The sequence below is a fragment of the Bacteroidota bacterium genome (genome assembly GCA_016722565.1).
Classification (GTDB): Bacteria; Bacteroidota; Bacteroidia; order 2-12-FULL-35-15; family 2-12-FULL-35-15; genus 2-12-FULL-35-15.
Genome location: JADKIU010000002.1, coordinates 936,269 through 959,464, shown reverse-complemented (window position 1 = coordinate 959,464; position 23,196 = coordinate 936,269). Strand labels below are relative to the sequence as shown.

Sequence of the window (23,196 nt, the reverse complement as noted above, 5' to 3'; positions counted from 1 at the left end):
AGCTTATTCCTTCTCCAAATAACAAACAATCGGATAGTGATCTGAATATTCTTCCTTGATGGTTCGGAAATGGTAGGATTCAAATTCTTTACTATGAAGAATATAATCAATTCTAAATGAAGGAAATTTTCCAATATAGCTTCTTCCGAAACCATTTCCACTTTCAACAAAGGCATCCTCTAAATCTGTAGCAATTTTGTTTTTGGCGTAGGAAGCCGGTGTATCATTAAAATCTCCGCAAACAATAACCGGATACGGGCTGGATGCAATGCTGGCATGAATTAATTCGGCTTGTTTAGCGCGTTTGATATAAGCGCGTTTTAGTCGATTGATAATACTTTTGGAATGTTCGATGTCTTCCGTTTCTACATCATTCTGTAAATCGTCAATGTATTTATAATCATCTTTTGAAAAGGCAATGGATTGTAAATGCATATTGTATACACGTACCGTATCTTTCGCAATTAATAAATCTGTATAGATGCAAACATTGTTGCTTTTGTATCCGAAATCCACTTTCCCTTTATGGAGGATGGGATAATTACTAAATGTAGCAATGCCAAAATGTTGTTTTGGTGGTATATTACTGGTGTATTCAATATGGTAATATTTAAAGTTAACATGTTTTAAAAGCGAATCTGTGTTGGCATATTTACTGCTGTCGCGGTGATAATATTCCTGAAAGCAAGCAATACCAGGTGCTTCTATATTTATTAACTCAAACATATTGTTACGTGTTTGATCATTACTGCTCCAGTTATACAAATCGAATACTTTTACATTGTACGACATCACCGTAATTAGCTTTTTAGAACCGCTGGGTGTATGATTAAAGGTGAGTTGAACATAACTGTGCAAGCTGGAGAACCCAACAATTATCACTAAGAAAGAATAAAGCGCCCGTTTTTTTATTTGTAAGGCCCAATAAATCACAAACAAAAAATTGATGATGAGAAAAATAGGATAAAGGATACCGAAAAAAGCAATGAGCCAGAATTTTTCCGGACTAACATGTGGAGCAGCGTAGGAGACAAGAAGAGCGATCACCGCCAAATGGTTGCAGAACATGGCGATGCGATTAAAGAAATAGCGTTTGCCTTTTCTTTTTTTCTTTTCTTCTTGTATTTTTTTTTGTTCCTCCATTTACGGATTCCGAATCAAAGCTTCCCGATAGCTATCGGGATTTAGGATTTATTTTATAATGAAATTCCTGGCAAAAGATACATTTTTTTGTCTTGATACTTGATTCCTTCTGCTTGATATTATCTGTTTTTTTCGCTTGCTTTAAATAAAATTTCTTTTTCGGTTTTTGATAAACTATCGTAACCGGATTTTGAAATTTTATCTAAAATTTTATCGATGGTATCTTGCTCCATCTTTTTATTGTAATTGTATTCTTCATCCGAAACTTTTCGTTTGTAGGCAACATTCATTTTACTTTTGGGGCCGGATTTAAACAATCCCGAAAGCCAATCCAAAAATTTTGTAATACCTTTTGACATGTCTACTCCTTTTTTATACTGAACAATAAATAAAAATCCCATCAATGCACCACCCAGGTGGGAAAGGTTCCCGACTAATGATGCTTGCATTGAAATATTGAGAATGTCAATAAATATTACGAATAAAGCAACATACAGAAGTTTAACAGGTCCAATAAAAAGGAGATTTATTTTCACATTAGGAACAAGTGTCGCTGAGGCGATTATAATCGCAGTGACACTTGCGGATGCCCCCATTATGAATTTTGATTGGTAAACAGCTAATGCAGGAATTGTGTTTACTATAAGAAATGTAACAATGGCACCACTGATTCCTCCTAAAATATACAATGGAATAATTTTTTTTTCGGATGTGTAATCGGATAAAATTTTCCCAAACCAATATAAAGTAATCATGTTCCAAAATAAATGTAAAATTTCTGCATGACTAAACATGCTAGTAATCAATGACCATGGACTATGAAAAAGAGCATTTGTATTGAGAGGGAAGGAGATGCTTTCTACAAATGTTTGTATGAAAAAACTAGACGAACTGCTTTTGTCGGTTGCATCATAAATAATTTGTAATAAAATAAAGAATAGAAAGACAGCAATATTAATAATGATCAATCGGGTAATTGGATTACCACTCTTTATTTTATTTTTTAGCTCTTCGAATACTGGATTTGCCATAATTAATAAAAATGCTTGTTCTTTTTTTGCCAATATTTCACTAAAATGAATCCAAACAACGCGCCACCTAAATGCGCGAAATGTGCAATGTTGTCTCCTGAAAATCGAGCAACACCAAAAAACAATTCAGCTACAGCATATATAACAACAGCATATTTTGCTTTTATTGGAATGGGAACAAACATTAGCATTAACTCCGTATTTGGAAATAGCATTCCAAATGCAACTAAAATTCCAAAGATAGCCCCTGATGCACCAACCATAGGAATATTTTGTTTGAAAGTGATAAATTGAGACATGTCACTTATTGCTTTTTCTGAAAAACTTTGATTCCCAATATTTTTAGACCATTCATTTATGAAACTTTCAAAAATTGGTCGATTTTCTGGAATGTCATATAAATCGGAAAAATGATTTTTCACTACGGAAAGGTATTCTTCTGGAGTAGTATTGTTTAAGAGACCCTGAATGGCGACTTGAATTTGATGATATTCAAATGCCTGATAACCGAGGTAAATCAAAGCCGCACCAATACCGGTAACCATGTAAAAAATAAGAAAACGTTTTGGTCCCCATAAATTTTCCAACACATTACCAAACATGAATAATGCAAACATGTTAAACAAAATATGGAAAATGCCTCCATGCATAAACATGTAGGTTACAAATTGATAGGGTTTAAATAATTCAGATGTAAAGTAGTGTAAGCCTAAATAATCAGCCAAATCTATACTGTTTTGACCTTTGAATAATTCTGTCGCAAGAAAAAACAGACCATTGATAATTAACAGATTTTTAACTATCACTGGTAATGATCTAAAACTATTCGGACGATATTGTTGGTAAGACATGGTTACTAATTACGAATCATTATTAATTTAACCTGAAGGAACCCTTTCGGTGTAAATTTGGGTATTCCCCAATAAACTATTTTCAATTTCTCAATTAACTATTCTCTACTTCTTAAACCGCTTATCCAAATCCTCACTCGAAAAAGTGGTGATGGTTGGTTTTCCGCTTGGCGTGCTATAAGGCATTTGACAAGCAAACAACTCATCAATGATGTTTTGCATTTCCTCTTGTGTTAATGCTTTTCCCGATTTGATAGCAGTATTTCTTGCCATTGCACGGGCTAAATTTTCACGTTTGTCGGATTTTAATTCCAATAAATTTTGTTTGTAGTTCTCCAATAATCCTTCCAATAATTTTACCGAATCATATGCTGACGTATCGGCAGGAACTCCATGGATGACAAATGTGTTTTTGCCAAATTCACTGATATCAAAGCCCATTCCCTGAATTTCTGGCTGTAATTCTTTTACCAACTCAAAGTCCGGGGTGTTCAATTCAATCGTTTTCGGAAACAGCTCTTGCTGGGTGGCCGACTTATGTTTTTCAAACCCTTCCAAAATGCGCTCATACAAAATACGTTCGTGTGCCCCTTGCTGATCAATCACCATAAAACCGGTTTTGATATGGGTTAAAATGTATTTGTTGTGCAATTGGTAGGTCGATTTTTTATTGCTTTCGTGTAAATCGTTGTCCCAATCCGTATTAATGGTCTGTTGTGTTTCTTCTTCTTTCTTTATCTCAAATTCTAATTGGTTGTCTACATGCCTGCTATAAAGTTTCTCCCAATTGGTTTTATTAGAAAGTTCACGTTCTTGGGTTTCTTTTTGTTCGGTTTTAAATGGATTGTAGTTCTCATCCACTTTGATGGTCGGTTGTTTGTAAATCCCATCAACCGGCTTAAGTGGCATGTTGTACAAATGCGCTTCTTGGTCGAAATCCAAACTTGGAGAAATGTTAAATTGTCCCAATGATTTTTTTACAGCCGAACGTAAAAAAGCATAAATCGCTTTTTCATCTTCAAATTTTACTTCCGTTTTTGTCGGATGAATATTGATATCGATGGATTTAGGATCGACATCAAGCATTAAGAAATAAGAGGCAAAACTATCACTCGGTAACAATTGCTCAAAGGCGGATTGCACCGCATGATGTAAATAACCGTTTTTGATAAACCGTTTATTCAAAAAGAAGAATTGTTCGCCTCTCGTTTTTTTTGCAAAATCAGGTTTGATTACAAATCCTTTAATTTTAACAATGCCGGTGTTTTCTTCCACTGGAACAAGTCGGGAATTATACGAATTCCCAAATATGCCCATCAACCGTTGTTTCAGAGAGCCGGCTTCTAAATGAAAAATTTCGGTATTGTTATGATGTAGGCTAAATGCAATTTCAGGATTCGGGATGCTCACACGATGAAACTCATCAATGATATGGCGCAATTCTACGGAATCGGTTTTTAAGAAATTTCTGCGAGCAGGAACATTAAAAAATAAATTTTTAACAGAGATGGATGTTCCTTCGGGGCAATTAACCGTTTCTTGTCGTTTTACTTCGCTGCCTTCAATATCAATTTGAACACCGGTTTCTTCACCGGTACGTTTTGTTTTTAGTTCTACTTGAGCAATGGCGGCAATAGATGCCAATGCTTCTCCCCGGAAACCCATCGTACGAATGGCAAACAGGTCATCTGCTTTTTTTATTTTGGAAGTAGCATGTCGTTCAAAACTCATGCGTGCATCGGTTTCACTCATTCCACAGCCATTGTCAATCACTTGAATAAGTGTTTTGCCGGCATCTTTTACAATCAGCTTAATCTTTGTACCGCCAGCATCCAATGCATTTTCCATCAATTCCTTCACAGCGGAAGCAGGTCGTTGAACCACTTCCCCTGCAGCAATCTGGTTGGCTACCGAATCGGGTAAAAGATGAATAATGTCTGGCATAAGTGTACGTATTCCCACAAAAATAATACTAATAATTGAATAAAAACAGGTGAATAAAGGATTGAGAAGTGCTTATGACTAAAGCCGTTGTAAGTGCTTTGTTGGTAAGTAATTGCAGGTGTTTAACCTTTTAGTTTAGTTTTCAACACTTCCCAGAAATTGATATCGAACCATTGATGGAGGTAAATTAGAAAAAGGATCCCAAATACAACCGCAAAGGAGAGTAGTAAACCTAAATTTTTGCCAAACGAATTGCTCCCCGAAACCAGCACACGAGCTACCAATAGTTCTACTTTCGGTTTGAGATAACTAAAAGCAGGGACAAGAATAAAAACCAAAGTCAACATTGCAATCCCTGTGAATTTATAGGGGTTGATGTCGATGTTATAATGAACAATGTAATCCGTAATGAAACCTGTAATCAGGTTAAGAGTCAGTACACTGATCATCAAAACCATTATGTTGAAGAGTTTCTTGTACATAGTGCAAATTTACGCCCTTCGACTCCGCTCAGGGTGACAACAAAATTAAGGAATGATTAATAGCTGATCTTGGTAATGGTAAGATGTTTTTAACACTGTTGTCTTAACAAACATCACTCACACTAAAACATCTCCAGATAGATATTGGGACCACGCTCCGGCACGGGATCTTCCTGTAGCTGACTGTTTATCCATTCTTGTGAGATTGCTTCATGCCTTGCAATAACGATTCTTTTAGTGATTCAGTTTTAAAAGATGTCATTAACATCCTTTCGTTGAAAAGTATACTGTTCTCAAATGGATACCGTTATCTTACAACTTAACTTAGCACAATAATTGCCATACATCTCATTCAATCTATTTTTTGTTAATGAAAAACGTCATCCTCGCTATATTTTCCTTTCTCATACTCATTTCTCTGAGCTTTATTCCGAAAACAACGGTCAACAAAACTGCTGTTGAAATTCAGGATCCTCCATTTTATTTAAAAGATACACGCTGGGCAGACTCTGTTTTTAAAGCATTGAGTCCGGATGAACGACTTGCACAATTGTTTATGGTTGCTGCCTATTCGAACAAAGACAATGCACATGTGAAAGAGATTAAAGAATTAGTTGATAAATATAAAATTGGTGGATTAATCTTTTTTCAAGGCGGGCCTGTACGTCAAGCCATTCAGGCAAATTGTTACCAGTCGTGTTCCAAAGTTCCTTTGTTGATTTCGATGGATGCCGAATGGGGATTAGCCATGCGCTTAGACAGTACCACAAAATTTCCGCGTCAAATGACATTGGGAGCTATTCAAAACGATTCATTGATTTATCAAATGGGTGTTGAAATTGCTCGCCAAACAAAACGTGTAGGGATGCATGTAAATTTTGCTCCGGACATCGATATCAATAATAATCCGTTAAATCCTGTGATCGGGAATCGTTCGTTTGGTGAAAACAAAATGAATGTTACCCGTAAGGCGTTGATGTATATGAAAGGGATGCAAGACAACCACGTGTTGGCTTGCGGCAAACATTTTCCCGGTCATGGTGATACGGATAGCGATTCGCATAAAACGTTGCCAACCATTAAATCTTCTCGCGAACGCCTGGATACATTGGAATTGTATCCGTTTAAAGAATTAATCAAAGAAGGTTTGGGAAGCATGATGGTGGCGCACTTAAGTATTCCATCGTTGGATACTACACCCAATCAAGCATCTACACTCACAAAAAAGATTGTGACCGGATTATTAAAAGATACACTTGGATTTAAAGGATTGATTTTTACAGATGCCTTAAACATGAAAGGGGTGAGTAAATTCTATAAACCGGGTGAAGTAGAATTGAAAGCCTTGTTGGCGGGAAATGATGTGTTATTGTTCGCAGAAGATGTTCCAACGGCAATGACTGAAATTAAAAAAGCAATCGAACGTGGTGAGATTACTCAGGAAGAGATTGATAAACGTTGCATGAAAATTTTATTGACCAAACAATGGGCAGGATTAAATCATTATTCAAAAGTGAAATTGAAAAATTTGTATGAAGATTTGAATACACCTCATGCAGAAATGATTAATCGTAAATTAACGGAAGCATCATTAACCTTGTTGCAAAATAAAAATGATATTCTTCCTTTACAAAATCTGGATTCCTCCAAAATTGCATCGGTATCACTGGGTTATAAAGGGTTAAGCATTTTTCAACAAACGCTTTCCAACTATGCATCTATTAAACATTTTGGAATTGACAAAGATGCAAAAGCTCCGGCATTTGATTCGTTATTGGCTCAATTGAAAAATTATAATCCAATTATTGTTCACATCAATAACACCAATAATAAACCGGACAAAGCATTTGGTTTAACACCACAAGTATTGGAGATGTTGAAAGCACTTATTAAGGAACATAATGTTATTGTGAATGTAGCTGCTAATCCGTATATCCTTGCAAAGTTAGATAGTATTCAATTTGCTGATGCAGTGATTATGAGTTATGAAAACAGCGATTACAGTGAATCGTATTCGGCTCAATTGATATTTGGTGGAGTAGGAGCAAGTGGAAAATTACCCGTAACTGCGAGTTCTTATTTTAAAGTAGGGATGGGAATCAACACGCATCAAGTGCGTTTCAAATACACCATTCCAGAGGCATTGGGGATTGATTCCCGGAAGCTCGCGAAGATTGATAGCATTGCAATGAATGGCATTAAAGACAAAGTTTTCCGGGTTGCCAAGTGTTGGTTGCAAAAAATGGAAACGTCATTTATCAAAAATCATTTGGTCATCATACCTACGACACAAAGATAAAAGTTAAGAATACCGATTTGTATGACATTGCATCCATTACCAAAATTGCGGCATCAACAACTTCATTGATGAAGTTAATGGATGAAGGGAAAGTGAATTTGGATAATCCATTGTGTTATTACATGCCTGAACTGGAAGGGAGCAACAAACAAAACATCAATCTTCGCGAGATGATGACTCATCAAGCCGGATTAAAAGATTGGATTCCATTTTGGATGAAAACGGTAAACAAAGATGGAACATACAAGGAAGGTATTTACAACAAAACTCCGAATGATGTTTTTTATAAACGAGTTGCAAATGATTTATACATCAATAAAAATTACGAAGACACGATTTACAAACGCATCATCGAATCACCGGTGAAAGATGCAGGTAAATATTTGTACAGCGATTTGGGGTATTATTTTTTGAAAAAAATCATTGAAAAAGAAACCAGCTCTGCATTGAACATCTACGTTCAAAATTCATTTTATGCGCCTCTGGGATTAACCACAATGGGTTATAAACCTTTATCACGTTTCGAATTAAACAGAATTGTGCCTACAGAATTTGATGCAAAATTCAGAAAGCAACAAGTACATGGCGATGTGCATGATCAAGGTGCAGCGATGTTGGGTGGAGTAGGCGGTCATGCTGGATTGTTTTCCAACTCTAACGACTTAGCAGTGATGATGCAACTGTTTATGAACTATGGAACATATGGAGGGAAGCGCTACATCGACTCAACTACCCTTTTTAAATTTACCGAGTGTCAATATTGCATCGACAATCAAAATCGGAGAGCGATTGGTTTTGATAAACCCGAGATGAACCCCGATAAAGACAGTCCGGTTTGCAAAGCTGTTTCGTATATGAGTTTTGGACATGCCGGATTTACAGGCACATTGGCTTGGGCAGATCCACAAACAGGAATCATTTATATTTTCTTATCCAACAGAGTGTATCCCGATGCAGATGATAACAAACTTGCCAAATCAGGAATCAGAGGGAAAATTCATTCGGTGATTTACGATGCAGTGAAGTAGGATAATTTCCTAGGTTAATTAAATGCATACCATTGTGATCTAAAAAGTTCCTCGTTGTTCTTTTTCTTGTGCTCGATTTCTCCACTCAGAAGAAAATTTCTCACGAACTTAGCACTTAATGAACTATCTGATAATGTTGGATAACTGTTGGATTCGTAACTAAAACTATGGGTAAAGCCTTCTTTTAATTTGAAGGTCCATGTAAGATCCATCTTTTTAGCGGAAATATATTTTATATATTCAACTCGCTTGCCCGCCAAATCCATAGTTCTTTCAAGGATAGGTACTATTGCTTTTGAATGTTCTGGATTTATTAAAATTGGTTCTAAGAGAATGGGCTTTTCTCTTCCATCATAGAAATTATACTATTTAAGATTTTTGATGTAATCATAAACACTTTCCGAAAAATTATTTTGGGAAGATTCGGTAAGAAAGAGTTTACTTTCTTTCATTAAAAGAGCGTGCGTTTTTAATAAAAGTCGGCTATTATCTTTAATAATCGTTTGTTTCTAATTGTGTTGCAATTGAGAAACAATATTGAACCTAGAAATAAAATAGATATTTTATTATTCATTTAATAAAGCAAGCTACATTCGCTCAGGAACTTCAATTCCTAACAATCCCATTGCATTTTTAATTGCAATACCAATTGTTTTTGCTAATTGCAAACGGAATAGAATTAAATCTTTTTGCTCTTCTTTTAAGATAGGTGTATCGTGATAATACTGACTGAATTCTTTTGCTAAATCGTAAGTGTAGTTTGCAATTACAGCCGGACTCAATTCATTGGCTGCTTGTTTCAATACCGCATCAAACGAATGTAATTTGATAATCAGCGCTTTTTCTTTTGGTAGAAGTGCGATGTTGTGTGTAAACACATCCAAGTGTTCAAAATCCCAACCTTCTCTTGCTTTACGCAACAAGGCTTGAATTCTCACATAGTTAAATTGGATGAAAGGTGCAGTGTTTCCATTAAAGTCGATTGATTCAGCAGGGTTGAACAACATTTTCTTTTTCGGATCAATTTTGAGCATGAAGTATTTTAATGCTCCCATCCCGATAGTATCATACAATTGGTTGGCTTCTGCTTCCGATAAACCTTCTACTTTCCCTAACTCTTTGGTTGTTTTGGTTGCGGTATCAATCATCTCCTGCATCAAATCATCTGCATCCACTACGGTTCCTTCCCGCGATTTCATTTTGCCTTCAGGTAATTCCACCATTCCGTATGAAAGATGGTATAAGCCATTCGACCAGGCATAGCCTAATTTTTTTAAGATTAAAAACAATACTTTGAAATGATAATCCTGTTCGTTTCCAACGGTGTAAATCATTTTTTCAAAGTTCACCGCTTGCTGACGTTGAAGAGCAGTTCCCAAATCTTGTGTCATATACACCGAAGTGCCATCCGAACGCAACAAAGTTTTTTCATCTAAACCATCAGCACTCAAATCAATGTAGATGGACTTGTCGGGACGTGTTTTGAAAACCCCTTTTTCTAATCCGGTATCAATAATTTCCTTCCCCAAAAGGTAGGTATTGCTTTCATAATAGGTGCTGTCGAAATCCACTCCTAATCTTTTGTAGGATTGTGCAAAACCATCGTATACCCAGCCATTCATCATTTTCCACAAGTCGCGTACTTCTGTATCGTTTGCTTCCCATTTTAACAACATCGCTTGTGCTTCAAGCATTAAGGGTGCATTCTTTTTTGCGTCTTCCTCACTTATTCCTTGTGACTTTAGACTTTCTACTTCCAATTTGTAGTTTTTATCAAACTCCACATAATATTTCCCAACCAAGTGATCGCCCTTCATGCCAGACGATTGAGGTGTTTCTCCGTTTCCGAATTTTTTCCAGGCCAACATACTCTTGCAAATATGAATCCCGCGGTCGTTCACCACATTTGTTTTATGTACTTTGTTACCTGCAGCGCTCAAAATTTTGGAAACCGAGTATCCCAAAAGGATATTGCGGACATGTCCTAAGTGCAACGGTTTATTTGTATTCGGGGAAGAATATTCCACCATAACTGTTGGTGCATCAGCAGGAACGGGTTGAATCAACGATTTGCTGTTGATGGTTTTAAAGTAGTTTAGCCAAAACGAATCAGCAATCACCAGATTCAAAAAACCTTTTACTACGTTAAAATCAGCGATTTCGGGAACATTGGCTTTTAAGTAGTTGCCAAGATCATGGGCGGTATCTTCCGGTTTTTTCTTGGAGATTTTCAAAAAGTTGAATACTACCAAGGTTAAGTCACCGGTAAAATCAGTGTTGGTTTGTTCAAATGCTATTTTATCAGACGAAGCGCCATAAAGCGATTGTAAAGCTTCCGCTGTTTTCTCCGTAAGTTGTTGTTCTAAATTCATCGTGCGCAAAAGTAAGAATTAAACCTCATAAAATGTAAAGTAGGAGCTGAGGTCGATGGGATTTTATTTTCTATAAATGAAAAGGAGAACCAGATTTTAATCTAATTCCCCTTTCCACTTAGTTACCTAGTCTCTTAGTCACCTAGTCACTTAGTCACTTAGTAAGTCAACTGACTCACAACCTTTTGTAAAATCTCAAATGTATTTTCAGCCATTAGGTTTTCTTTATCCAGAGTAGGGTTTACTTCACAGATTTCAAAACAACATACTTTCTCATTTTGAATCAAGCGAACGCATAAACTTCCTGCTTCCTTCTCCGTGATTCCGTTACGAACGGGAGTTCCTGTTCCTTTCGAAATGGAAGAATCCATACTGTCTACATCAAACGAAACATAAATTAAGTTACAGCTTGAAAGGTGAGCCAGGGCATCACGGGCAATCTTTTCAACCCCATTGCGCTTCACTTCGGCAGTGGTGAAGGTCTTCACTTTATGCTTTTTAAGTAAGTAGGTTTCTTCCGGTTCAACATCTCTCACACCTATATATACGATATCGTTATAGCTAATTTTGGGAGCAATTCCACCCACTTTCTTCAACTTGTTCCACAATTCGATGGTGTCTTTGTCGGGTTTATTCATCTTACTTGCCATGTTGTCTTCGTTCAACGAAACAGCAATAGGCATTCCGTGCATGTTTCCGGATGGGGAAGTGTACGGACTATGAATATCGGCATGGGCATCAATCCAGATGACACCCAACTTGCTTTTAGGGTAGGCCATTTTGATTCCGGCAATGGTTCCACCGGCAGTGCTGTGATCCCCGGCCAATACAATTGGAAAGCTATTCTTCTTCAGGGTTTGTGAAATTTGGTTCGCCAAACGCTCATAAATAGATAAAATACCCCCAATACGCTTTGCATAAGGTGTTTTTGGTGGCTCAAACAACAATTGGTTTTCAACCTTAATGTCGATGGATTCAATTTGTTTGAACATATTACTTCCATAATCCAATGCAGCAATCTTTATTGCATCAACACCCATGCTTGCGCCTCGGGTTCCGGCCCCGATTTCGGATTTTACCTCTATAAACTTTAAATTTTTCATTTGATTTGCTTTATATATGGCATTATTAAGTTTTTATTCTTGGTTTGACAGATTCTTAACCATTTGTTTATTTAAATTACTTACTTTGGTCATAAATTATCAATGTAAGTTACTTACTTTTGTATTTTATTCTAAACAATTGAATTTTAAACACTAACAAATGGAAAATACCTATCGCGATTTGATTCAACAAACCTTCGACTTTCCTCAGGAAGGCTTTAGCGTTGAAGATGATAATCTATATTTTAATGATATTCCTTTGATGGACATCATCAAACAATACGGAACGCCTCTTAAGATTTCCTATCTGCCTAAGATCAGCTCTCAAATCCAAAAAGCCAAAAAGATATTCAATGTGGCAATGGCTAAAGCCGATTACAAAGGCAAATATACATATTGTTATTGTACCAAGAGCTCTCACTTTCAATTTGTGTTGGAAGAAGTGCTTAAAAATGACATCCATTTAGAGACGTCTTCCGCCTTTGATGTGCCATTAGTAAGGTCTTTATACGATTCAGGTAAAATCACAAAAGATACCTATATCATCAATAATGGATACAAACGTCCCAATTATCTGAAATACATCAGTGAATTGGTAAACGATGGTTTTGTGAACTCTATTCCTATTCTGGATAATATCAATGAACTTCCTTTGCTTGAAAAGCTTTGCAAAAATAAGTTCAAAATTGGTATTCGTGTAGCAACAGATGAAGAACCGAAATTCGAATTTTATACATCTCGACTAGGTATCCGTCAAGCTGACATTATCGATTATTATCATAAAAGCATTAAGAATAGTAACAAATGCGAGTTGAAAATGCTCCATTTCTTTATTAACACCGGAATTAAAGACACTACTTACTACTGGTCGGAACTAACAAAATGCATCAATGTTTACTGCGATTTGAAAAAAGTATGTCCTTCTTTGGATTCATTGGATATTGGTGGCGGATTTCCAATCCGTACTTCCTTGAGTTTCAATTACGATTATGGCTATATGGCAGACGAAATCATTCAAAAGATTAAAAACATTTGCGATGAACGGGATGTAGATGAACCGCATATTTTTACCGAATTTGGTAGTTTTACTGTAGGTGAAAGTGGTGCAGCTTTGTATTCGATCGTGGATATTAAGAAGCAGAACGACAATGAGTTATGGTATATGATTGACAGTTCTTTTATTACTACCTTACCTGATACTTGGGGCATTAAACAAAAGTTTATCTTGTTGGCTGTTAACCATTGGGATAAGGACTACCAGCGTGTTAACTTGGGTGGATTAACCTGTGATAGTGAAGATTATTACAATGCGGAATCGCATCTGAATCAGGTATATATGCCGATTGTGCAAGAAAAACAAAAGGAACCATTGTATTTAGGGTTCTTTCATACAGGAGCCTATCAGGAATCGTTAGGTGGATATGGTGGAATTCAACATTGTTTGATTCCGGCTCCCAAACATGTGATTATCGACAGAGATGAAGACGGAGAAATTCATACGCATTTGTTTGCCAAAGAGCAAAGTTTTAAATCAATGCTCAAAACACTCGGGTATTAGGAATCGGATAAAAAAGCAATTTTTTTGCTATTATTATTTTATCGTTATCTTTAGCAACTTAATCGGCAAAAATTGCTTGTTTAATTAAGAATAGGGCATAAACTACTCCTAGGTTATTTTGATGAAAAATAGAATAATTGATTGTGTTTTTGGAATTTTATTGTTACTGATTATAAGCTCGTGTGGAGGTGATAATGGAAAGGCTGCTGATGAAGGAACGATTGAATATACCGCTTCTGTTGTTGACCAAGCCAACCCAATGGCAACGCTTGCTCCCAGTAAAATGAGTATGAAGTTTAAAAACAATAAAGCTTGCGCTGAAATGAGCGCAGGAATGGGACTTTTTAGTACTTCCTTTATTACTGACCCTGAGAAAAAAACATTGACACAGTTAGTTAAGCTTTTAAATAAAAAATTGTCGTTGGTTTTAAATGCTGCTGAAATTCAAAAAGAAAACGAAGCCTACAAGTTTGATTTAACTCCAACCAAACAAACTAAAATGATTGCTGGTTATAAATGTCAGAGTGCGCATGTGAAAATGCACGATGAGTTAGAAACCGAGTTTGATATTTTTTATACCAACGAACTGAAAATTGATAATCCGAATTTTGCAACTCCTTTTTACATGATAGACGGAGTATTGATGGAATATCAAATGAAAAAATTCGGACTAGAAATGAAATTTACTGCTAAATCAGTAAAAAAGGAAGAAATTGATGATGCTACATTCGAACTTCCTGTTGAATACAAGCCGGTTTCTGCCGAAGAAATGAATACCCTGTTCGAACAATTACAATAATCCCTCTATTTTAATAGCATGAAAAAAATGTTCTTGGCAATTTCTATTGCCCTTTTAACTATTATAACTGCAAATGCTCAAAAGGATTTTGAAGGCATTGTAGTATACACCATCTCTTTTGAAAATTCCGGTTTGCCTCCTGAAGCGCTCGCAATGCTGAAAGGTGCAGAATCAATGGTGTTTATTAAAGGTGAAAAACGCAGAGTGGATATGCAAACAGCTTTGCAAAGTACTTCCACATTAATCGATAATAAAACGAAATCGGTAATGATGACCATGGACATTATGGGACAGAAATACCTAATTAAAATGAATGAAGCGGATTTAAAAAAAGAAAAAGAATCGGCTCCTGCTACCACAATCAAATACTTGGATGAGACGAAAGTAATTGCAGGATATAAATGCAAAAAAGCTGAGGTAACGGTTAAAACCAAGGAAGGAAAAGAAGATACATTTACTGTTTTTTATACGGATGAAATCCCTGCCAATGAAACCAAAACAACCTTCGAAGGATTGAAAGGTTTCCCTCTGGAATACAACATTTCACAAGGTGGAATTAAAATGACCTTCACCACAAAAAGCATCGAAAAAACAGCTGTGCCGGATTCAAAATTTGAATTAGCAAAAGAAGGATACAAAGAAACAACCTTGGAAGAACTTCAGAAGTCGATGATGGGTGGTAAGTAGTAGACGAAATTAGTGAATGAAAAATGGTTAATTGGGAAATCCGATTAACCATTTTTTATATCCTTCTGCATGAATATTCCCTAATTAACTATTAACAATTCCCCGTTTATAAGATTTTGACTTGCCATGAGTTACCCCATAGCCATTTAGTAATTTTGAAGGAATAATTGAATCATTATGGCCGTATCTTAACGATGGCAATTTTTCAATTTTTAATGTTCCAATTTTCAACTACAAAATGGCAGAGCCGAAAAAAAATACAATTAAAAATACATTCAGGGAAAAGGAAGAGGTGGTAGACGGTAAAACACCCAAAGAGCCGAAAGCCAAAAAAGAGAAACCTGCCGATAATCCAAATAAAGTTCCGCTTTCTGAAAAAATAGACGCCTACTTTGCATTTGCTCGCAGCGAACGTTTTCAAAAGATTCTTGGACTATCACTCTTATTGCTTTCTGTTTATACGGCTATTGCTTTTACCTCTTTTTTATTTACCTGGAAAGCCGATCAGGATAAAGTACTTGGAAATTTATTTGCTGCTGATGTGGTGGTGACGAACTGGCTTGGGAAATTCGGAGCATTGATTTCTCATGTGTTTATTCATAAATGGTTTGGTGTCGCTTCCTATTTTTTTCTTTCTTGGCTTTACTTACCGGAATCCGTATCACCTTCAATTTGGAAATTCTCAATCTGAAAAAAACATACATCAATAGTTTTATCTTTTTGATTTTTGTTTCTGTTGCACTGGGATATGTTTTTCATGATGCCTTTTTCTATTTAGGTGGTGCATTCGGATTCACCATCAGCAATCAATTAAATGCCATCATTGGTTTTGTTGGTACGGGTGTGTTGTTGTTTTTTGTGTTGCTCGTTTACTTGGTTGCAGTATTTAACATCTCATTTGATCTGAGTAAAAAAGATCCAATCACGGATGAGGGCGAAGCGGAACCCATTGAAGAAGAAAAAGAACTTCCTGTAAATTCATTTAAAGAAGAGCCCATCGAGGAAGTTGAACCTGTGGAAGAAGAAAAACCGGTTGTTCAAGAATTAGAAATCACCAATGAAGAAAAGCACGACATCATAGAAGAGGTGGTTAAGCCGATTGAAGAATCTATTGTACTTTCTACAGATGATAATGGTGTACAATTTACCGTTGAAAAAATTGATGAGAAAGAACAAGAACTTTCTCCGGAACAAATTGCTGCCGCTCTAGTGGACCAAGTAGGTGAATACGATCCAACATTGGATTTGGGAACCTATCAGTTTCCTCCGCTCGATTTGTTGGAAAATTATGGTGGCTCGAAAGACATCGTCATCAACACCGAAGAGTTGAATGCGAATAAAGATAGAATTCTTAAAACATTGAGCGACTACGGAATTGAAATTGATAAAATCAAAGCAACCGTTGGTCCGACTGTTACGCTTTACGAAATCATTCCTGCAGCTGGTGTCCGCATTTCTAAAATTAAAAACTTAGAAGACGACATCGCTTTATCGCTTTCTGCATTGGGAATTCGTATCATCGCACCTATTCCCGGAAAAGGAACGGTTGGTATCGAAGTGCCCAACTTAAATCCGGAGATGGTCCCGATGCGTGCCCTCATCGCTTCTGAAAAATTCCAAAACACAACCATGGATTTACCCATTGCACTTGGTAAAACCATAAGCAACGAAACATTTATTACCGACCTTGCTAAAATGCCACACTTGTTGATGGCAGGGGCAACCGGACAAGGTAAATCGGTTGGATTAAATGCAGTGTTGGTTTCATTGTTATACAAAAAACATCCTTCGCAAATTAAATTTGTTTTGGTGGATCCTAAAAAAGTGGAGTTGACCTTGTTCAACAAAATCGAACGTCACTTCTTAGCAAAGCTTCCGGATAGTGCCGAAGCAATCATCACGGATACAAAAAAAGTAATTCATACACTCAATTCCTTGTGTATTGAAATGGATCAACGTTACGATTTGCTCAAAGAAGCCCAAGTACGTAACTTGAAAGAATACAATACCAAGTTCATTGCACGAAAATTAAATCCGAACAACGGACATAAGTTTTTGCCTTATATCGTATTGGTAGTAGATGAGTTTGCTGATTTGATCATGACGGCAGGAAAAGAAGTGGAAACCCCGATTGCTCGTTTGGCTCAGTTGGCTCGCGCTATTGGTATTCACTTGATCATTGCTACGCAACGTCCTTCAGTAAACATCATCACCGGAACCATTAAAGCCAACTTCCCGGCACGTATTGCTTTCCGTGTTACATCAAAAATCGATTCCCGCACCATTTTAGATTCAGGTGGAGCGGATCAATTAATTGGTAGAGGTGATATGTTGCTTTCTACCGGTAACGACCTGATTCGCTTGCAATGTGCGTTTGTTGATACCCCTGAAGTAGACAAAATCTGTGATTTTATTGGCAGTCAGCGTAGCTACCCAACTGCTTTCTTGTTGCCCGAATATGTGGATGAAAATGGAGAAGGAAGCGGAAAAATGGATGATCCATCAGAACGGGATTCTTTATTCAACCAGGCAGCCGAAATTGTGGTGTCGACACAACAAGGTTCCGCGTCATTGTTGCAACGTAGACTCAAGCTCGGCTATAACCGAGCAGGGCGTATCGTTGACCAGTTGGAGTCCGCTGGAATCATTGGCCCATTTGAAGGTTCGAAAGCCAGAGAAGTACTTATAAAAGATATGTTATCTTTGGAACAGTTTTTGAACAAGACGGATAACAACTAATACTCTAATTATTATGTTTACTAAAAAATTAACCATTATTGCCCTTTTAGCGATTGGAAGTTTTAATGCAATTGCACAAGACCAAGATCCAAAAGCAAAGAAAGTACTGGACGAATTAAGTGCTAAAACGAAAGCATATACCACCATCAAAGCAGAATTTACCTGGGTGATCGAAAAAAAGGATAAATCCAAAGATTCACAAAGCGGTAAAATTCAAACGAAAGGTTCTAAATACAAATTAGAGATCCCCGGACACGAAATTTATTGTGATGGTAAAACCGTTTGGGATTATATTAAAGATGCCAACGAAGTACAAATAAAAGATATGGAAGTAGGAGGAGACGATGCGGTGAATCCTTCCAATATTTTTACCATTTATGAAAAAGGCTTCAAATATAAATTTGAAAGCGAAGATGCGACAACACAAATTATTAGTTTGTTTCCTACAAACCCCGACAAGAAAAAATTTCATACGATTAAACTATACATTGATAAAAACAAAAAACAGATTACCAGTGTAAAAATGTTTATGAAAGATGGAACCACACAAACGTATACCATCAAAACATTTGCAGGTAGCACTCCAATCGTGGATACAGAGTTTGTGTTTGATACCAAAGCACATAAAGGAATCTCGATAGAAGATTTAAGATAAAAGTTTACAGAGATTTTCAAAACGCCTCATCAAATCGATGGGGCGTTTTTTTATTACAACTTTTTGCTGACGATAAGAACCTGAATTTATTGATTCCCTTAATCAAATGACACACGATTCCTTATATTTGTTTAGCATCACATAAATTATCATAAATCTAAAAGGTAGATTAAACTTTTACAATTCCGCTTCGTCAAATCGGGTATCACATAAACAGGCATTATGAATAGAAAACTACTTCTCTCCTTTTTTAGTTTAACAATAATATCCTTTTCGGTATTCGGTCAGATTGTAAACACACAGTTTGGCCAAATACAAGGGGCACTCAATGGCTCGACTTATCAGTTTTTAGGAATTCCATTTGCAAAACCACCGATTGATTCATTGCGATGGAGAGCTCCTTTAAATCCGGATAACTGGGCAGGGGTGCTGACCACCACGAATTTTGCTCCTGTTTGCCCACAGAAAAACTTTGAAACCGGTGGCACTGGCGATACCATCATCGGAAATGAAGATTGTTTGTATTTAAATGTTTGGACTCCTCAACTTGTTACAGGTAATTTACCGGTGATGGTGTTTATTCATGGTGGAGGAAATCAACAAGGAAGTGCGAGTGAAGTGAATGGAGGAACAGAAATGTTTTTCGGTAAAAATTTAGCAGAACGTGGAAATGCTGTGGTGGTAACACTTCAATATCGACTCGGCCCATTGGGCTTTTTGGTACATCCCGGTTTGGAGCCCGAAAATCCCAACGGTGTATCTGGAAATTATGCCATTTTGGATCAGATTTTAGCATTGACCTGGGTGAAAAATAATATTTCCAATTTTGGCGGTGATAGCACCAAAGTGATGATATTCGGTGAAAGTGCCGGTGGATTAAACGTAGGAAACCTGCTCACATCTCCATTAGCTGCAGGTTTATTTCAACGTGCCTGCATCCAAAGTGCAGTTCCAGTTATTGGTGATTACAATGCTGTAAAAGCAGATGGTGTTGCGTTTGTGAATGATTTCACCACCGTTGGAACGGATATTCAAAAAATAAACTACATGCGTACACTCTCCAGTGATTCACTGGTGTCGTCTGAAACTCCTCCGTTAAGCGGTGGAGCGGTTGGTATGAATTGGTTATCAGTGTTAGACAGTGTTGTGTTTATGGATTACCCGCTGGGTAGTTTTCAAAGTGGTAACTTTAATCATGTGCCACTCATGATCGGCTCTAATTCTGAAGAAATGAGTCTTTCTGCACCGCCTACTGTATTTCCTTTTATGGTCACCGCTTTAATCGACACCATTGTTCCTGTTCCTTTGCAGCCTCAAGCTACTTTATTGTATCCTCCCGGAAGTACTACCACAGATGCACGTGCATCATACATTGGTATATTAACCGATGCGCAGTTTACATCACCAACCAGACGAGTAGCGCAATGTGTCAGTCAAAATCAAACGGAACCGGTGTATCGCTATTTTTTTACACATAAACATTCCATCGCTGCGCTTGCACCTTATGGAAGTTATCATGGAATGGAATTGTTTTATGTGTTCAATACCTGGGAAGATGCATTGTTAGGAACTGGTCCGCTTTTTAGCGCGCAAGATGATTCTGTTCAAACAGCCATGTTGAACTACTGGGTGAATTTTGCAAATACGGGTGATCCGAATGGTGGTAGCCTCGAAACATGGCCATCGTATGCAAGTGCAACGGATTGTTATTTGGAAATAAAAGCAACACCAAATGGAAGCCAATGTGGTTTACGCACGCTTCAATCTGATTTATGGGATAGCTCAGTTGGTTTTGTTCCCTGCACCACTTTGATCGGGGTGGAAGAATTTGAAAACAATGCAAACGATTTTATTGTTTTTCCGAATCCAACACCTAATCGCGTTAGCATTGCATCAAACAATAGTTTGGAGCCGATGTCAATTACGATATCTGATTTTACTGGAAAAGAAATAGGTTATAAAGAAAACACAAGCTTCGTTGATCTTTCAGAATTTTCAGCGGGCATGTATTTTATAACTATTCGTCAGAACGGACGAATGGCGACAAAGAAAATCATAAAAAATTAAAATTTAGTTTTTTGAAAGCAGTCTTAAACGTTGATTATTTCAACAAATCAACGATTTTCTGAATTGCTTCTTGATTTTCAGGAAGGTTAATGGAATTAAACACTTTCTTTTTCTCTTTGTTGGTCAAGTGCCAGCTCAATGAAATCCGGTCGTTCAATTCGTTTCTTAATTGTAAATCCACAATATCAATTTGTGATTTGCACCATAAATCTGCCATTTGAATCTGTTGATTCTGATTGTAATCCTGTACTTCAAACAAATGCCCGTAAAAGCTACCCATTGGTCGTGTTAACGCTTGTCCCAATGTTTGTTTCGGATTTTCATCAATTGGAACATTTTTATGTCGGTCGCGTATTTGAATAATTAAAATTCCGCTGGTGTTTTCTGCAATCCAATCGTTAAATGCTTTTACAAAACGCAAGCTGGTTTCCAAGCCGTAATTATCGCGCAACCCAGCATCCATGATTTCAATGCGTGGTTCACTCGGTAATGAAACAACCGGAGAGATATAAGGGAAGGTCGCACTCATGCGCAATACACTCGTGAACTTTGTTTGTTCGGCACTTTGCTGTTGGAAAAAACGGGAATACTCAATCGCATCAAATAATTTGTTGAATTGCGTTTTTTCAGTTTTTGCATTTTGTGTCAAATACGAAATTCCTTGTGGTGAGATGAGCATTTTCCTGCCATCATTCACAATTGAAGGAGCAAACACCATCATGGGTATATAGGCTTCTGCTTCGGGCTTTTTATAGGCGACCAAACGTTTGTTGAAAATGCCGAATGTGTTTTCTTCTAATTTTTGTTCAAACGCGTACCCTCTGTCATACGCATACGTATTGTCATCTACTTTAAAACTCTTTAATGGGAACAACCATTCGCTGGTGGCCACTGTAAATGCAATCGGATTTAAGATGTCTTTCGACATGTTATTGCAATACAGCTTATCATAAGATGAAGGAATTTTCCGCTGCATTTTTAATAACGACAGTTCTCTGAAATAGGCTGCTCCAACCATTCCTCCGGAAGATCCGGTGATGAGTTGTGTTTGACTGATGAGTTTCCCATTCAATAAACTGTCTGCAATTTGCAATGTGTATAAAGTCCAAAGCGAGGAACGAATTCCACCACCACTAACATTGATCAACACCAATTTCGGTTTTTTCTCCGGATGAGCGAGGTCGGTGTTTTTAACCTTCCATTTGTTTAAAATGTTCAGTGTTGCATTGATATCTGCAGTGAGGTTATCGTAATTTTTATCAATGGCTTTAAAATTGTCATAGTTGTAAGAAGCCTTCACTGTATTATAGTTCAAGCCATACGCTCTGTTTTCAGTCGACAGAAAATCGACTTTATGCAAGGTGTTAAATGCTAACAAAAACACAATGAATAAAACGGTCGACCATCCTCTAAACCAGGTGTAGAAAGAGCTGAACAACATGATAAACATGGTGAACAACAAGAACAAGCTGGCACTGGCAGGGATTTCAAAAACGGAAGCTTTTGAGAATAGTCCAAGTAAAATCAAACTCACAATGGTTAAAATCTGAAATGAAAATGCTGCTTTGTGATTTTGTTTTAAAACTGCTTTCAGCATTTCTTTTTTATAGTGACGAACGGAGCGCACAAGTCTTCTCCGAAAAAGTCCGCTCATATAAGTTTCTACATACCAATCACGAGATTCCTTTATCAAATAAGGATTTCGTTCACCGGAATGTGGTTTGCCTTTAAATTCTTTATTCGTTAACGGTTCCGAAATTTGAATTCCATACAATTTGGTAATGTCCTTATTGGTGCGGAAGAAATACGTAAAGGCTAAAAAGATGAACAATAAATTTCCAAGAATAAATGCGGTAATGAACCAAAGGATATGTACGATTGAATAATTTCCTTCATCCATCAGAAACGAAAATATTTTTGAGCAATAGAGTAGGGTAAAGGTTAATGGAATGATGAAGTTGTTTAAACAATACTTCATAAAGGGATTTTTGAGTGTTGCCAAAAAGGGGAAACGAAATCCGTTTTTAATATAACTGGCAATGTTGTAGGCCATGATAAATCCACCACAGGCAAAGCCGGAGATGAGGTAGGAGTAAAAACTCATTTTGTCAAAATACTCCGGCCCCCAAAATAAATATGCAACACCATATCTTGGAGCAACACTGTTGGTGATGATTCCAAAAAAGATTAACCAAAAAACAAGCAGGAGTTGATTTTTTTTGATGTCGAGGAGAAGCAGTCGGAATGTAAAGGAATAGAAAAACCTACGGAAGGTGGGATGCTTCCGTATTTGTTTTTTAATTTCTAATGCAATTCCCATATATAGTAACTAAGTGACTAAGTGACTAGGTGACTAAGTGACTAGGTAACTAGGTAAAAGGGTAAAGTAATTGGCTAAAAGATATCCTACTCAATCACCTAGTTACCTAGTCACCTAG

Annotated in this window: 15 protein-coding genes and 1 pseudogene; 8 read left to right on the top strand and 8 right to left on the bottom strand. The window is 36.9% G+C overall.

The genetic code is table 11. The features are described 5' to 3' along the window. Positions 1-3: 3 nt before the first annotated feature. The 5 genes from IPP64_09730 to IPP64_09710 all read right to left on the bottom strand — a co-directional run bounded on the left by IPP64_09730 (position 4) and on the right by IPP64_09710 (position 5,451). Positions 4-1,143, bottom strand: a complete 1,140-nt coding sequence (locus tag IPP64_09730) for an endonuclease/exonuclease/phosphatase family protein (protein ID MBL0329676.1) — start codon at positions 1,141-1,143, stop codon at positions 4-6. A 119-nt stretch (positions 1,144-1,262) separates the two neighbouring features. Continuing rightward, the gene (locus IPP64_09725) at positions 1,263-2,207 is read right to left on the bottom strand and encodes a rhomboid family intramembrane serine protease (protein ID MBL0329675.1); all 945 of its coding nucleotides are present in this window, start codon (positions 2,205-2,207) and stop codon (positions 1,263-1,265) included. Beyond that, positions 2,177-3,025, bottom strand: a complete 849-nt coding sequence (locus tag IPP64_09720; GenBank protein MBL0329674.1) for a rhomboid family intramembrane serine protease — start codon at positions 3,023-3,025, stop codon at positions 2,177-2,179. Before IPP64_09720 ends, IPP64_09725 begins: the two co-directional genes overlap by 31 nt. A gap of 105 nt (positions 3,026-3,130) precedes the next feature. Further along, entirely contained in the window at positions 3,131-4,969 is a 1,839-nt protein-coding gene (gene mutL / locus IPP64_09715; protein MBL0329673.1) for a DNA mismatch repair endonuclease MutL, read from the bottom strand. Between the two features lie 122 nt (positions 4,970-5,091). Continuing rightward, positions 5,092-5,451 carry a hypothetical protein gene (locus IPP64_09710; GenBank protein MBL0329672.1) on the bottom strand — a complete coding sequence of 120 codons (360 nt, stop codon included), beginning with the start codon at positions 5,449-5,451 and terminating at the stop codon, positions 5,092-5,094. 370 nt (positions 5,452-5,821) lie between these two features. On the opposite strand from IPP64_09710, the gene IPP64_09705 reads away from it, so the two are divergent. After that, positions 5,822-7,750, top strand: coding sequence for a glycoside hydrolase family 3 C-terminal domain-containing protein (locus IPP64_09705; protein ID MBL0329671.1), 1,929 nt, complete (start codon positions 5,822-5,824; stop codon positions 7,748-7,750). Beyond that, a complete protein-coding gene (locus IPP64_09700; protein MBL0329670.1) occupies positions 7,678-8,778 on the top strand; it encodes a serine hydrolase in 1,101 nt (366 codons plus the stop codon). Before IPP64_09705 ends, IPP64_09700 begins: the two co-directional genes overlap by 73 nt. Positions 8,779-9,365: 587 nt before the next feature. Here IPP64_09700 and IPP64_09695 read toward each other — a convergent pair. After that, positions 9,366-11,150 carry an arginine--tRNA ligase gene (locus IPP64_09695; GenBank protein ID MBL0329669.1) on the bottom strand — a complete coding sequence of 595 codons (1,785 nt, stop codon included), beginning with the start codon at positions 11,148-11,150 and terminating at the stop codon, positions 9,366-9,368. 158 nt (positions 11,151-11,308) lie between these two features. Then, the gene (rocF, locus tag IPP64_09690; protein ID MBL0329668.1) at positions 11,309-12,253 is read right to left on the bottom strand and encodes an arginase; all 945 of its coding nucleotides are present in this window, start codon (positions 12,251-12,253) and stop codon (positions 11,309-11,311) included. A 160-nt stretch (positions 12,254-12,413) separates the two neighbouring features. On the opposite strand from rocF, the gene IPP64_09685 reads away from it, so the two are divergent. From IPP64_09685 to IPP64_09660, 6 genes and pseudogenes are all read left to right on the top strand, one after another. Then, entirely contained in the window at positions 12,414-13,811 is a 1,398-nt protein-coding gene (locus tag IPP64_09685) for an arginine decarboxylase (GenBank protein MBL0329667.1), read from the top strand. Between the two features lie 121 nt (positions 13,812-13,932). Then, the gene (locus tag IPP64_09680; GenBank protein MBL0329666.1) at positions 13,933-14,610 is read left to right on the top strand and encodes a hypothetical protein; all 678 of its coding nucleotides are present in this window, start codon (positions 13,933-13,935) and stop codon (positions 14,608-14,610) included. Between the two features lie 18 nt (positions 14,611-14,628). Next, a complete protein-coding gene (locus IPP64_09675) occupies positions 14,629-15,297 on the top strand; it encodes a DUF4412 domain-containing protein (GenBank protein MBL0329665.1) in 669 nt (222 codons plus the stop codon). Between the two features lie 238 nt (positions 15,298-15,535). Then, positions 15,536-18,036, top strand: a pseudogene (locus IPP64_09670) (DNA translocase FtsK 4TM domain-containing protein). A gap of 13 nt (positions 18,037-18,049) precedes the next feature. After that, positions 18,050-18,691 carry an outer membrane lipoprotein carrier protein LolA gene (locus IPP64_09665; GenBank protein ID MBL0329664.1) on the top strand — a complete coding sequence of 214 codons (642 nt, stop codon included), beginning with the start codon at positions 18,050-18,052 and terminating at the stop codon, positions 18,689-18,691. Positions 18,692-18,913: 222 nt separating this feature from the next. After that, a complete protein-coding gene (locus IPP64_09660) occupies positions 18,914-20,758 on the top strand; it encodes a carboxylesterase family protein (GenBank protein ID MBL0329663.1) in 1,845 nt (614 codons plus the stop codon). 34 nt (positions 20,759-20,792) lie between these two features. Here IPP64_09660 and IPP64_09655 read toward each other — a convergent pair whose 3' ends face one another. Next, positions 20,793-23,078, bottom strand: coding sequence for a patatin-like phospholipase family protein (locus tag IPP64_09655; protein MBL0329662.1), 2,286 nt, complete (start codon positions 23,076-23,078; stop codon positions 20,793-20,795). Between the last annotated feature and the right edge of the window lie 118 nt (positions 23,079-23,196).

Coding starts and splice junctions, on each gene's coding strand:
- IPP64_09730 (MBL0329676.1), bottom strand. CDS start 1,143: ATGGAGGAACAAAAAAAAATACAAGAAGAAAAGAAAAAAAGAAAAGGC.
- IPP64_09720 (MBL0329674.1), bottom strand. CDS start 3,025: ATGTCTTACCAACAATATCGTCCGAATAGTTTTAGATCATTACCAGTG.
- mutL (MBL0329673.1), bottom strand. CDS start 4,969: ATGCCAGACATTATTCATCTTTTACCCGATTCGGTAGCCAACCAGATT.
- IPP64_09710 (MBL0329672.1), bottom strand. CDS start 5,451: ATGTACAAGAAACTCTTCAACATAATGGTTTTGATGATCAGTGTACTG.
- IPP64_09705 (MBL0329671.1), top strand. CDS start 5,822: ATGAAAAACGTCATCCTCGCTATATTTTCCTTTCTCATACTCATTTCT.
- IPP64_09695 (MBL0329669.1), bottom strand. CDS start 11,150: ATGAATTTAGAACAACAACTTACGGAGAAAACAGCGGAAGCTTTACAA.
- rocF (MBL0329668.1), bottom strand. CDS start 12,253: ATGAAAAATTTAAAGTTTATAGAGGTAAAATCCGAAATCGGGGCCGGA.
- IPP64_09685 (MBL0329667.1), top strand. CDS start 12,414: ATGGAAAATACCTATCGCGATTTGATTCAACAAACCTTCGACTTTCCT.
- IPP64_09680 (MBL0329666.1), top strand. CDS start 13,933: ATGAAAAATAGAATAATTGATTGTGTTTTTGGAATTTTATTGTTACTG.
- IPP64_09675 (MBL0329665.1), top strand. CDS start 14,629: ATGAAAAAAATGTTCTTGGCAATTTCTATTGCCCTTTTAACTATTATA.
- IPP64_09665 (MBL0329664.1), top strand. CDS start 18,050: ATGTTTACTAAAAAATTAACCATTATTGCCCTTTTAGCGATTGGAAGT.
- IPP64_09660 (MBL0329663.1), top strand. CDS start 18,914: ATGAATAGAAAACTACTTCTCTCCTTTTTTAGTTTAACAATAATATCC.
- IPP64_09655 (MBL0329662.1), bottom strand. CDS start 23,078: ATGGGAATTGCATTAGAAATTAAAAAACAAATACGGAAGCATCCCACC.